This is a genomic window from Microcystis sp. M169S2, assembly GCF_020245865.1.
GTDB classification, from domain to species: Bacteria; Cyanobacteriota; Cyanobacteriia; order Cyanobacteriales; family Microcystaceae; genus Microcystis; species Microcystis ichthyoblabe_A.
This window is the reverse complement of the sequence record NZ_JADBUB010000118.1, coordinates 1-11,998: the sequence shown is the minus strand read 5'-3', so window position 1 is coordinate 11,998 and position 11,998 is coordinate 1. Positions and strand designations below refer to the sequence as shown.

The 11,998-nt window shown below is 45.2% G+C and carries 12 protein-coding genes, 1 tRNA gene and 1 pseudogene; 5 read left to right on the top strand and 9 right to left on the bottom strand.

All coding sequences use genetic code 11. The features are described from left to right. Window positions 1-578: 578 nt before the first annotated feature. A complete protein-coding gene (gene arsM / locus IM485_RS12375; protein ID WP_194017472.1) occupies window positions 579-1,553 on the top strand; it encodes an arsenosugar biosynthesis arsenite methyltransferase ArsM in 975 nt (324 codons plus the stop codon). A gap of 109 nt (window positions 1,554-1,662) precedes the next feature. Here arsM and IM485_RS12370 read toward each other — a convergent pair whose 3' ends face one another. The 6 genes and pseudogenes from IM485_RS12370 to psbZ form a co-directional block, all read right to left on the bottom strand. Beyond that, window positions 1,663-2,910, bottom strand: a complete 1,248-nt coding sequence (locus tag IM485_RS12370) for a glutamate-5-semialdehyde dehydrogenase (RefSeq protein WP_104397941.1) — start codon at window positions 2,908-2,910, stop codon at window positions 1,663-1,665. Between the two features lie 10 nt (window positions 2,911-2,920). Next, window positions 2,921-3,352: a hypothetical protein gene (locus IM485_RS12365; protein WP_104397940.1), complete on the bottom strand. Its 432-nt coding sequence runs from the start codon at window positions 3,350-3,352 to the stop codon at window positions 2,921-2,923. Window positions 3,353-3,523: 171 nt separating this feature from the next. Next, window positions 3,524-3,595: transfer RNA gene (locus IM485_RS12360), tRNA-Gly, on the bottom strand. Window positions 3,596-3,669: 74 nt separating this feature from the next. Continuing rightward, window positions 3,670-3,945: pseudogene (locus tag IM485_RS12355) on the bottom strand (hypothetical protein); the annotation flags it as partial. Between the two features lie 55 nt (window positions 3,946-4,000). After that, the gene (gene ribH, locus IM485_RS12350; RefSeq protein ID WP_104397993.1) at window positions 4,001-4,546 is read right to left on the bottom strand and encodes a 6,7-dimethyl-8-ribityllumazine synthase; all 546 of its coding nucleotides are present in this window, start codon (window positions 4,544-4,546) and stop codon (window positions 4,001-4,003) included. A gap of 122 nt (window positions 4,547-4,668) precedes the next feature. Continuing rightward, window positions 4,669-4,857: a photosystem II reaction center protein PsbZ gene (gene psbZ / locus IM485_RS12345; RefSeq protein ID WP_002732865.1), complete on the bottom strand. Its 189-nt coding sequence runs from the start codon at window positions 4,855-4,857 to the stop codon at window positions 4,669-4,671. A 163-nt stretch (window positions 4,858-5,020) separates the two neighbouring features. On the opposite strand from psbZ, the gene IM485_RS12340 reads away from it, so the two are divergent. Further along, window positions 5,021-7,717, top strand: a complete 2,697-nt coding sequence (locus IM485_RS12340; RefSeq protein WP_287743394.1) for a CBS domain-containing protein — start codon at window positions 5,021-5,023, stop codon at window positions 7,715-7,717. Window positions 7,718-7,935: 218 nt separating this feature from the next. On the opposite strand, the gene IM485_RS12335 is transcribed toward IM485_RS12340, so the two are convergent. After that, window positions 7,936-8,100, bottom strand: coding sequence for an Asl3888 family RNA-binding protein (locus IM485_RS12335; protein ID WP_002733784.1), 165 nt, complete (start codon window positions 8,098-8,100; stop codon window positions 7,936-7,938). A 112-nt stretch (window positions 8,101-8,212) separates the two neighbouring features. Continuing rightward, the gene (gene rbp / locus IM485_RS12330) at window positions 8,213-8,506 is read right to left on the bottom strand and encodes an RNA-binding regulator (protein ID WP_104397937.1); all 294 of its coding nucleotides are present in this window, start codon (window positions 8,504-8,506) and stop codon (window positions 8,213-8,215) included. A 241-nt stretch (window positions 8,507-8,747) separates the two neighbouring features. Here rbp and pheS point away from each other — a divergent pair, with 241 nt between their 5' ends. The 3 genes from pheS (at window position 8,748) to IM485_RS12315 (ending at window position 11,303) form a co-directional block, all read left to right on the top strand. Further along, window positions 8,748-9,752, top strand: a complete 1,005-nt coding sequence (gene pheS, locus IM485_RS12325) for a phenylalanine--tRNA ligase subunit alpha (RefSeq protein ID WP_287743392.1) — start codon at window positions 8,748-8,750, stop codon at window positions 9,750-9,752. Window positions 9,753-9,765: 13 nt separating this feature from the next. Further along, window positions 9,766-10,110 carry a DUF4870 domain-containing protein gene (locus IM485_RS12320; protein WP_104397935.1) on the top strand — a complete coding sequence of 115 codons (345 nt, stop codon included), beginning with the start codon at window positions 9,766-9,768 and terminating at the stop codon, window positions 10,108-10,110. Window positions 10,111-10,184: 74 nt separating this feature from the next. Continuing rightward, window positions 10,185-11,303, top strand: a complete 1,119-nt coding sequence (locus IM485_RS12315) for an NAD(P)/FAD-dependent oxidoreductase (protein WP_287743391.1) — start codon at window positions 10,185-10,187, stop codon at window positions 11,301-11,303. Window positions 11,304-11,352: 49 nt separating this feature from the next. Here the strand turns inward: IM485_RS12315 and IM485_RS12310 are convergent. Next, window positions 11,353-11,998: IS5 family transposase (locus tag IM485_RS12310; RefSeq protein ID WP_287743389.1), on the bottom strand; the 646-nt coding region annotated here is incomplete at its 5' end.

Genomic DNA, 11,998 nt, shown 5'->3' with positions numbered 1-11,998 from the left:
TTAATTACATTCCGTCATGACCTTATGACAATAACGAATTTTATTCTGACTTTTGGTAGAAATTGCTACCGTTTTCTCAGTTATCAGTTATCAGTTATCAGTTATCAGTTAGCAGGTGTCAGATTTGAGTTATCAGTTCACTGATTACTTTTTACTGTTGACTGAGCATTGAAAAAAGCCCCCTGCTCTCCTATACCTTTTAAACAGGATTTAGTATTAAGTAGGGAGGCACAATTATTTGTAGGATGGGTTAGCGGTAGCGTAAACTATGCGGGCGTTGGGCTTCGGCCGTGAGCTCAGCCGAACGGTTTCATGCTTCAACTCAACCTACGTTCATCTTATATTTAATTCCACCCACCCACTGAACAGGATAGCCGCTACTTTTGCCCTTGTGAATATCGCTGTTTTGAGGCGAACTTTAAAGACAGTGTAACTTGTTTCTGGGATTTGAGCGCCGATGAACTTGCCTATCTCAAGGTGATCAGTTAGAGATTATAGGTCAGTACAAATGCTAAGATAGTGTTGGGCGAGGATGGGAAGTCGATCCTTGAATTGATCAGAGAAAAGGAGTTTAAAGGATGAAAATGACTTATCTGGAAGCCACTGCCAAATTTTACAGCGAAGTAGCCCAAACTCCCGAAGTGGGGCTATGTTGTGTCCAGGGCAGTCCCTTGCAACTGCCGGGGTTAAAAATCCCCGCCATTATGCAGGAGATGAACTATGGTTGTGGCACGACGGTGCAGGTTAATGAATTGGGCAATTCTCCCAGGGTTTTGTATGTGGGTGTGGGTGGTGGTTTAGAAGCACTGCAATTCGCCTATTTTTCCCGTCGTCCGGGGGGAGTGATTGCGGTGGATCCAGTGCCAGAAATGCGTTGGGCAGCCCAAAGAAATCTCGGCGAAGCACTGCCGGAAAATCCCTGGTTTAGTCTCGATTTTGTGGAAATTAGAGATGGTTCTGCCTTTGAATTGCCGGTGGAGGATGCCTCCGTCGATGTGGTGGCGCAGAATTGTCTTTTTAATATCTTTAAACCAGCCGATTTACAGTTAGCTTTACACGAAGCTTTTCGCGTCTTAAAACCGGGAGGACGTTTACTGATGAGCGATCCGATCGCCACTCGTCCAATTCCCGAACATTTGCAAGAAGATCAGCGTTTACGCGCTATGTGTTTATCGGGGGCCTTGACCTACGATGATTATATTAAACAGTTGATTGCTGCTGGTTTTGGTCAGATAGAAATTCGGGCCCGTCGTCCCTATCGTTTACTGGACTGTCAGAGTTATAATTTAGCCGAGCCGCTCCTCTTAGAAAGTTTGGATTCCGTTGCTTTTAAATTAGCTATTCCCGAAGATGGGGCCTGTATTTTTACGGGCAGAACTGCTATTTATACTGGTAGGGAGGCAATTTTCGATGATGGTGCTGGGCATATTTTAGCCAAAGGATTACCGGTGGCCGTCTGTGATAAAACTGCGAGCAACTTAGCTCGTTTCTCTCCCCAAGATATCCTCATCACCGAGTCCACTTGGCACTATAATGGGGGCGGTTGCTGTTAAAAAAGCACGGTCGAGGCAAGTCCGATCCCTCAGTTATCAGTTATCAGTTATCATTGATTAGTGATTGGTTACTGTTTACTGTTTACTGTTCACTGTTCACTGAAAAAAACTAGCCCTGCACTACCTGTTTAAGGGTGGTAAAGGTTTCTAGGTTGATTAACCCCCGGCGCTGGCCTTTTTGGTTGGAAATGCCCAAAAATACCGATTCTCCCTGTTTGGGATTACGATCAAATCGGGGTGAAGAATTGATATAAACTAAAGCACTATCGGACTCCATGGCGAATTGACGACTTTCTCGATAGGATTCGGTGACAATACAATCCGCATGACCGCTACTATACTTATTAATCCAAGCGATCGCATCAGTGAGGGTATCCACTAACCTAAAGGCCACCGTTTTTTCTAAATAGGGTCTTTGCCAATCATTATCGGTAGCAATAGTTAAATGTTCTGGAAAATCCGCCGCTAATCGGGTATCTCCCCGCAATTTAAAGCCTTTTTCCTGCAAACTTTTAAACAAACGACTTAAAGTTGAAGAATTGTGATGGGGACTAATTAAAACTTTTTCGATCGCGTTAACCGGATCCGGTATGCTGCCATGACTATCGATAATTACCTGACGAGCTAACTCCAAATCGCCACTAGGAGACCAATACAAATAACAGTTTCCCATGGCCGCACGCAAAACGGGAACCGTTGCCAATTGACTCACCCGACCGATTAAACTAGGGCGACCGTAGGGAATAATCAAATTAACATAATTTTCTTGGGTCAGCAACTCCTCTAGGGAGGGACTAGAATCACAGGGTAAACCACTGACACAATCCACGGGTAAACCCACATCTTCCAATGCTTCTTGGATAATTTCCGTAATCACCCCATCGGAATGACTAGAGGCATTGGAACCGCGAATAATCAAACTATTGCCACTTTTTAGGGAAAATCCCGCCGCTACCATCGCTAATTCCGGAAAACCTTCATAGACGAAGGCAATCACTCCTAAAGGCATCCTTTGGCAATAGGTTTGGGAAGGATTGAGTTGATAGGCTGCGTTAATTACCTGTTGCAGCGGATCCGATGCTTCCGCTAGTTGTTGCAATACCTCCACCGTCGTCTCTAAACGTTCGGGAGTTAACCGTAGCCAGCGAATCATCTGTTCTGAGACAGCCATCTCTCGACTGACTTCTAAATCGAGGGTATTGGCTTCTAAAATACGATCAAAGCCAGTTTTAATGGCATTAGCGATCGCAATTACTCCGCGATTTCTTTCATTGCCATTAAATTGACCTAGAGCCAGAAAAGCATTGTATGCTTGCTTAAAGATCGTCAGGGGGGGGATGGAGGAACTTTCGATCATAGATTCTTTTCTAGCGTCGATAGGCTAACCAAAAGATGAATGCGGGCAAAATAACTAATAGCATAACTAGAATTGCCCCAAAAATCACGCTTACCCCCGCTTGCCCTGAGCCAAGTCGAAGGGGCGGTGATTTTAAAATTAAGGGTAGCCACACGATCGATAATAACAGAATTATCCCCATCATTAGGGGTAATACCTCTTGCCCAAGCCGCTGATTGGTACTCACCCAACGAAATCCCGTCCAGCGCCAAGTGCGTTTATAGGGATAGTGGGGGGCTAATTGTTCGATAATTTGGCCGTTTTCCTGTACCACAAATATCTGTTGACAGCGATCGCATCCAAAGGCATCGGTTAATAAAATCGGGCATAATGTCCCTTTCCGACGACAGGGACAGGGATAGTCTTGGTGTAGGTCGATTTTGGTATATTTATGCGGTCGCACAAGCTAAATTTTTGTTTATAAATGGTTGTTTTTAGTCGCTCGTGAGCAATAGCTAAGGGATTCAACGCTTGTCGAAAATCCCCAACCCTATTGCCCACGGATAGTTCTCATATTAAAGGATATCCCTGAGTTATTCATCCCAATCTTAAGGTCTATTTTAAGATTTTTCTAAGCGGGCAACGCGATTCGAACGCGCGACATTCACCTTGGCAAGGTGACGCTCTACCACTGAGCTATGCCCGCAAGCAGTTTTTTTACACTTCTTTAAGTATGCCAAATCTCAGAGCATTTGTCAAGTAGTTTGGAGCATTTTTTGACAATGATTCATCTTCTGGCAAATCCCCCAAACCGGTAATAGCTTCGAGAACCACTTCGATCTTAGCCTGTAGTCGGTTGAACTGATATTCCAAGCGATCAAAACGCTTGTCAATGGCGGCGAATTTTTCAGCGATATGGCGTTCCATAGCCTCAAAAGCTGCCGTAATCCGCCCCTCTGGTTCTAAATCTAATTCCAGAGTCTTGATTCTCTCGACAGCGTTGACTAATTGCCGTCTGAGTTGGTTAATATATTTGTTCTGTTCAGCTTCGCTCATCAGTGGAACTCCGGGAGTGGGGACAACTAAAATCCTAAATGCTGGGGGAATTTTCTTAGCCTTCTATCAGCGCCTGTTGGGGATTATTTTGCAATAATTCTAGGGGTTTATCTTCATCCCGGGGACGCAATTGACGCATGAGACTAGCCATTTCTAGGGCAGATAGGGCATAATTCCAGCCCAAATTACTTTTAATCCCGGCTCGTTCGAGGGCCTGTTGTAGAGTATCAGTGGTGAGAATACCGAAGACAACGGGAACACCGGTCTGAAAAGAGGCCGCAGCGATGCCCTTAGCGGCCTCGGCAGCAACGTAGTCAAAATGGGGCGTTTGGCCGCGAATAATTGCCCCTAGACAAATAACGGCATCGTAACGGTGGGAAAGGGCGACTTGACGGGCTACCATTGGCACTTCAAAGCTACCGGGTACCCAGATATAATCCACTTGTGTGCCATCGGGATTAACATCAACCCCGTGACGCTTGAGACAGTCTTGACAGCCTGATAACAGTTTATCAGTGACGAGATCATTAAAACGACCAATCACGATCGCAAAGCGCCAAGAGGATATATCCTCGGCAAAATTTCCCTCAAAAACAGTCATAGGTGGAAGGGGATAGGGGTTGGGGAGTGGGAAGAGGGGGAGAAGGGAGTGGGGAGAGGGGGAGAGGGGAGAATCAATAAAAATAGTCTCCTGTCTCGGAGTCTCCCGTCTCCTGAACAAGACTAAATCACTAAAAAGTTTAAAATAGCGACGGCAACGACTAAAATCGCCCAAATTGCCGAACCCACATAAAGAAGGGGTTTCGATTGATCCCAGTTTTGGGGGGAAGCATAGGCAACGGGGACACCAATCACCATCAGCAAGGAAAATAAAACTAGGGCAATGAGAAAAAATTGAAAGACAATAGACATGATTGGGTTCTCCTAAAACACTTGATATTAGATAATTCTCCCTGATATAGTACCCTACCAAATTTTGTTACTTAATGGAAATGTGGGGGAGTGGGGAGAAAAAAGCTGATTACTGATTACTTTTTACTGAAAAGCCCCCAACCCCCAAAAACTGAAAAAAACTATGGATTTAATTTTATGTCATCAAACGGCGGATTTTGACGCTTTGGGGGCAGCGGTGGGTTTATCGTTGCTGAAAGCGGGTAGTCGCATTGTGTTAACTGGGGGAGCGCACCCAACGGTGAGGGAATTTTTAGCCCTGCATCGGGATGAATTCGCTTTAATTGAAATGCGTAGTGTTAATCCAGCCAGCATTCGCTCTTTAATTGTCGTTGATAATCAGTGGCGGGAGCGTCTGGGAAAAGCCTCCCAGTGGCTCGATTTAGGGCATTTACAGGCGATCGAATTGTATGATCATCATTTGGATAGTGAAAGCGATATTCATGCCTCTAGCGTCCATTTAGAAGCGGTGGGAGCCACCACGACTTTAATTGTCGAAGCTTTACAAAAAGCCCAGATTAAACCAAACTCGATGGCAGCGACGGTAATGGCACTCGGTATTCACGTTGACACGGGTTCCCTGACTTTTGCCGGTAGTACCCCCAGGGATGCCTATGCTTTGGCTTGGTTAATGACCTGTGCTGCTAACATTAAAACGATCGCCCAATACTGTCAACCGAGTTTTTCCCCGCGCTTACAGGAGTTATTTAGCCTTGCTTGGGAAAATCTAGAGATTAAAAGGATCTATGACCGTAAAATCGCCCACGTTCTTCTCCATACTGCCGATTTTATCCCCGGTTTGTCTAGTGTAGCCGAGCGCCTACTGGAATTATCCGATAGTGATGCGCTACTTTTTGGACATAGTTATAGTAAAGACGAGGAAGATAATTCCCGACAGCGTTTAACCGTGATCGGTCGCTCTAGAATCGATGGAGTGAATCTATATCAGCTTTTTTGCCCCTATAACGGCGGTGGTCATGCTCAGGCCGCCTCGGTGAGTTTTCGCGATGTTCAGCCAGTTCAACAGTTAAACCAACTGCTGGGGGACTTAATTGCCCAAATTCCTCCTTCTCCCACTGCTAGGGATTTAATGTCTTCTCCAGTGCGGACAATTCGTCCCGATACTTCCATATCTCAAGCCGAGCGCATCCTTTTACGTTACGGCCATTCGGGGTTATCGGTGGTAGATGAGCAGGATCGCTTAGTTGGGGTGATTTCTCGTCGTGACCTCGATTTAGCTCTCCATCACGGCTTTTCTCACGCTCCCGTGAAGGGATACATGACTTGTAATCCGAAAACTATTACCCCCGACACTTCCCTTCAGGAAATCGAGTCACTGATGGTAACGTATGATTTAGGGCGTTTACCTGTACTAGAAAATGGGCAGTTAGTCGGTATCGTCACTCGTACAGATGTATTAAGACAGATTCATCAAAATGAGCGGGTGCGTTTTGAAGGGGTTGCTTTGGTTTCCTGTCTTTTACCGACGATTAAAGAGCGTTTAGAGCCGGTTTTATGGTCATTCCTGCAAGCTGCCGCCACTGCCGCTCAAAAACGCGGTTGGCATCTCTATCTGGTTGGGGGTGCGGTGCGCGATTTATTGTTAGCCACAGAAAGGGATACTTTATTGTTACAGGATATCGATTTAGTGGTGGATGGCTGCCATCGCGCCGCCGGTGTGGGTGCGGGGGTAGAATTGGCTAATTGTTTACGCGAAATTTATCCGGGGGCCCGGTTATCGATTCACGGGGAATTTCAGACGGCGGCTTTGTTATGGCACAAAGATGAGCGTTTTGGCTCGTTATGGGTGGATATCGCCACGGCACGCACGGAATTCTATCCCTATCCCGCCAGCAATCCCCAAGTGGAGGCTAGTTCGATTCGACAGGATTTGTATAGAAGGGATTTTACAATTAATGCTCTGGCAATTCGCCTAACTTCGCCGAAAGAGGGGGAATTACTCGACTTTTTTGGCGGTATGTTGGATTTACGCGCTCAAGAAATCCGGGTTCTCCACGCTAATAGTTTTATTGAGGATCCGACGCGCATCTATCGAGCGGTGCGTTTTGCCACTCGGTTAGGATTTGTTATTGAACCCTTGACAGAAAACTATATTAGGTATGCGATCGAAAGTGGAGTTTATGAGCGCTCACGGCAACAAAATCAGAATGCACCCGCTTTACAGTCCCGTTTAAAAGCGGAGTTGAATTATATTTTAGAGGCGGATTACTGGGAAAGTGCCTTAGAAAAGTTGGCCGACTTGGGGGCTTTGCACTGTTTACACGGGGATTTAAGTTTAAATCGGGCTTTATGGCGACAATTGCGCTGTCTCAGTCGTTGGTTAGATTGTTTAAGTCTGGAATTGCCGGTGAATGCTTGGTTAATGCGGTTGGAATTATTAATCGCTTCTCTGGCTGTGGGGGAAAGAATAGCGATCGCTAATAATTTACAATTGCCCAAAGATACTGTGGAGCGTTTACAAAAACTAGAAGTTATGGAAAAGGAGATTAGCAATAATTTTGCTTATGATCGACCCGTTAGTCAAATTGTCAGCTTTTTCAAGAGTTATCAGGTTCCTAGTTTGTTATTGGTGGCGGTGAGGAGTGAGACTAGGATGCGGGCTTTAATCTGGCAATATTTAACTAAATGGTCTCAGATAGAGGCTCCTATCGACGGCAATGACCTAAAAGCTTTGGGTTATCAACCGGGTCCCCAGTTTAAATCGTTACTTGCGGCAGTGTTGGGGGCAACTTTAGATGGAATAGTCAGCAATAAAAGCGAAGCTATGGCTTTTATTGCTAGTTTAACTCGGGCTTGCTGAATAAATCTAAAAACCTTATTGGGTAAGACTTTTAGACTTTTTGTCAATCAAAAAGTACCAGTTGTGGGAGAGATAGGGGGAAAATTTTGGGACTTTTTCTCTGAAAATTAGGTAATTGACCAGATGAGAATCGGTAAAACCCCACACCCCACACCCCACACCCTACACCCTGTCCCCACGAAAAACTTTTTGCCGCAGACCCTAACTAAGTCAGCAGATTAGGTATCGGCTGCCCCTTCATTTTCCGAAGATTGTCTTTGATCGCTGGAATAACCGCCTCTACCTCCTCTGGTGGTGGTACGATTAGAGGCAGCCCGGAATTGACGAGCGTAGGCGCGGTTGCGTTCAGCTTTTTCTTTTTTCAAATTACGACGTTTAGCCACAAGAATCTCCTTGGGATATTAGATAGACAAGCGGGGAAACGAGCGATCGCTTCCCCTATTGACAATGAAAAGAAGTTAGGTAATCATAGCCTAGAATGGTTACGATCAGGGATTAGTAGCGACGATCTCGATTGCGATTGCCACCACCGAAGGAAGGTTTGGGTTCTCTTTCACGAGCTTGATTGACTTTTAATTCCCGTCCCATCCATTGAGCGCCGTCAAGAGCGGCAATAGCCTTCGCTTCTTGCTCTGGGGTTTCCATTTCCACGAAAGCGAACCCGCGTTTTCTTTTCGTTTCCCGATCCATGGGAAAGTGAACGCGCTTGATTTCACCATATTCCTTAAAAACCTCAACCACGTCGTCTTGGTCAACCTCGAAGGGGAGATTACCAACATAAATTGACATAAAACCTATCCTTGCACAGATAAAAACAACAGATTTGTAGAGAACCAAGATTTCGGGAACTAGCTGAACCAATACTAAACAGAAACGCTTTGACCATTAATACTGACAACGAGCCGCAGTGCCGACTTTTATTCTCAATTTCCATCCTAGCACATAGCTATTAGCTTTTATCGATTCTGCCTGTCTCGCCACCCGAGCAGATAAACTAGACTAGAATGCTGCCCCATAAAATGCCCTAATTATGAGTTTATCCCCCCATCCGATCGAAACTGCCCTAAAAACCCTGGCAGGGAAAGCGGAAAATTCCATCGAACAAACAACAACCCTAGAAGACTTAGAACAGCTAAGGGTGAATTATCTCGGTAAAAAAGGAGAATTATCGCAGATTTTACGCGAAATGGGCAAATTAACACCCGAAGAGAGACCGCGCCTCGGTGCGATCACTAACCAGGTCAAAGAATTAGTACAATCCCTGCTGGAATCCCGGCGAGAAAGTCTAAATAACGCCCAAATTCAAGCGAAATTAGCGGCGGAAACCCTCGATGTCACCCTGCCTGCTCTTAGCCGTCCTTTAGGGCGAATTCACCCCTTAAATAGCACAGTTGATCGCATGATCGATATTTTCGTCGGTCTGGGTTACAGCATCGCCACCGGGCCGCAGGTAGAAAGCGATTATTATAATTTTGAGGCTTTAAATATCCCTGCTGACCATCCGGCCCGGGATATGCAGGATACTTTTTTCTTGAGGGATGGTAGTTTATTGCGGACCCATACCTCCCCGGTGCAGATTCGCTACATGGAAAGTCACGAACCCCCGATTCGGATTGTGGCCCCGGGCCGCGTTTATCGTCGCGATACCGTGGATGCAACCCATTCCGCGGTTTTCCATCAAGTGGAATTATTAGCGGTGGACCGGGGATTAACCTTTACGGATTTGAAAGGAACAATTAAAGAATTTCTTAAGCAAATGTTTGGGGCCGATTTACCAGTTAAATTCCGCGCTTCCTACTTCCCTTTTACTGAACCCTCGGCCGAGGTAGATGTGCAGTGGAAAGGCAAATGGTTGGAGGTGATGGGCTGTGGTATGGTGGATCCCAATGTCTTAAAAGCAGTCGGTTATGACCCCCAAATCTATACGGGTTTTGCTGCTGGTTTTGGTGTGGAAAGATTTGCTATGGTATTACATGAGATAGACGATATTCGCCGTTGTTATAATAGTGATATCCGCTTTCTCCGCCAATTTTAGGGGGATAAACCCGATGGTCAAGAGTGAAGATTTAACCAAAAAAAGACTCCTATCCGTGGCTTGTCATGCTTCGATCCTTTTGAGTGCTACGCTGGTATCGGTGGGGATTCCCTTAGCTATTTATTTCATTTCTGATGATGGAACGGTGAAGGAAAACGCCAAAGAAGCTTTAAACTTTCACCTGAATATGTGGTTATACTACCTAATTGCTGGGATTCTGGTTTGGGTTTTAATCGGTTATTTGCTCTTACCGATTCTTGCTGTGGTGAATATTGTTCTCCCCATTCTTGCTATCCTGCAAGTCTGGAAAGATGCCTATAAGGTTTTCCGTTATCCTTTCATTTTCCGGGTTCTGTAATTAATTATCGGGGTTGAAACCTGTTCAACCCTTTTTTAGTCCTATTCCCACTAGAAAAATAGCCTCTGGAGTTTATGACTAAAATTGTCATCATCGGTGCGGGGATAGTGGGGGCCACCATTGCCTACGAATTAAGCGCCATCGAAGGATTAGAAATTACCCTCATCGATGAAAAAAAACCAGGACAAGGAGCAACCGGGGCAGCCCTAGGGATTTTAATGGGGATTATCAGCCATAAAACTAAAGGTAGAGCCTGGAAACTGCGGCAAGAAAGTTTAAAACGTTACGAAACCCTCCTTCCTGAGCTAGAATCCCTCACCGGACTGACTATTCCCTGTAACCGTGATGGTATTGTCCTACTGCGATCGAGTGCCGAAGACGAAGAAAATTGGCGCAAGTTAGCCCAAATCCGCCAAGAACAGGGATATTGTCTAGAAATCTGGGATAAAGAGACTTTAAACCAAAAATGTCCCCAAGTGGCCAGCGATCATCTCCAGGGTGCTATCTATTCTCCCAGTGATCGTCAAATTAATCCGGCCCTGCTCACGGAGTCTCTCGTCGATGCTGCGGCAAGAAGGGGGGTTAAATGTCAATTTGGGGTAAAAGTTGAAAATTTCGGGAAGACAGAGCTTCAAGGCTCTAATTTGAGGCAATGCACCCAGGTTTATAGTTCCAATGGTATGCAGGAAACCGACTTTTTGATTCTTTGTGCGGGAATCGGTGCCACTGCTTTAACTGAAACTCTTACCCATCCAGTGGAGATCCGACCGGTTTTAGGGCAAGCTTTACAGATAAAATTGACGCAACCCTTAGAAAGTTCCGATTTTAAGCCGATTTTAACGGGAAATGACCTGCATATTCTGCCTTTGGCTGGAGCAGAATACTGGATTGGGGCAACGGTGGAATTTATGGACGAAAAGGGCGAAATTATCCCCGATACTGCCCTATTAGAGCAAGTGTATCAAAAGGCGACCACTTTTTGTCCCTCTTTGGCTGCGGGTGCGATCGTGCGTACTTGGTCCGGTAAGCGACCGCGACCGGAGAAAAAATCCGCTCCCATCATCGAATATTTGCCCGGATACGATAACGTTATTCTGGCCACGGGACACTACCGCAACGGGGTTTTATTAGCCCCCGCTACCGCTCAAATAGTCAGGGAAATGTTAAGTGGTAAGTTAGGTATCGATCGCTAAATTAGTGGCTTATGTAGTCCGCTTGGTAATAGATCTCTTGCAAAAGTAATCAAGATATATCTTTTTGTCGGTAACGAAGTTCGTAATTGTAGATACCAGCAATCAAATTCAATCTCAGACCAAATCGCCGTCTGCGATTTCTGTATCTTGATGAAAGTATCTGAAATATTTTGAGACGACGATGAATATGTTCTATAACTATGCGCCGTTGTGATAACTGACGATTGGCTTTTTTTTGCTCTTTACTTAGTTTTTCTTTTTTCTTTTTTTTGTGAGGAATCTGACTGTTTTGATAGATTTTCTGAATCCCTTGATAGCCTTTATCCCCTAATATTTCTATTTCCTTATTTAACCCTATTCTGCTCTCTTTCCACAGCCGAAAATCATGGACTCTTCCTTTCTCACAACGGACGCAGATTACCTGCTCACTTTTTTGATCGGCAACGACTTGCGACTTTAATGTGTGGTATCCCTGCTTCCCACTATAGCATGATTTCTGTTTTTTTTTGGGTCTTTCTATCCCCTGTTCTGACACATCCACCACTATTACTTCTATTTCACTATTACTTTCTAATAGGGCTTTTTTCGGTAGATTAAACAGATCTGATTTGATGAGAATATTCTCTACTTTCCTAACAATTCTATACGCCGTTGATTCGTTAACACCCCAACCATTTCCCAGATGAAAATAGGTG

Excerpts from the sequence above, each read along its gene's own strand:
- arsM (WP_194017472.1), top strand. The coding sequence starts at position 579 with ATGAAAATGACTTATCTGGAAGCCACTGCCAAATTTTACAGCGAAGTA.
- IM485_RS12370 (WP_104397941.1), bottom strand. The coding sequence starts at position 2,910 with ATGATCGAAAGTTCCTCCATCCCCCCCCTGACGATCTTTAAGCAAGCA.
- ribH (WP_104397993.1), bottom strand. The coding sequence starts at position 4,546 with ATGACTGTTTTTGAGGGAAATTTTGCCGAGGATATATCCTCTTGGCGC.
- psbZ (WP_002732865.1), bottom strand. The coding sequence starts at position 4,857 with ATGTCTATTGTCTTTCAATTTTTTCTCATTGCCCTAGTTTTATTTTCC.
- IM485_RS12340 (WP_287743394.1), top strand. The coding sequence starts at position 5,021 with ATGGATTTAATTTTATGTCATCAAACGGCGGATTTTGACGCTTTGGGG.
- rbp (WP_104397937.1), bottom strand. The coding sequence starts at position 8,506 with ATGTCAATTTATGTTGGTAATCTCCCCTTCGAGGTTGACCAAGACGAC.
- pheS (WP_287743392.1), top strand. The coding sequence starts at position 8,748 with ATGAGTTTATCCCCCCATCCGATCGAAACTGCCCTAAAAACCCTGGCA.
- IM485_RS12320 (WP_104397935.1), top strand. The coding sequence starts at position 9,766 with ATGGTCAAGAGTGAAGATTTAACCAAAAAAAGACTCCTATCCGTGGCT.
- IM485_RS12315 (WP_287743391.1), top strand. The coding sequence starts at position 10,185 with ATGACTAAAATTGTCATCATCGGTGCGGGGATAGTGGGGGCCACCATT.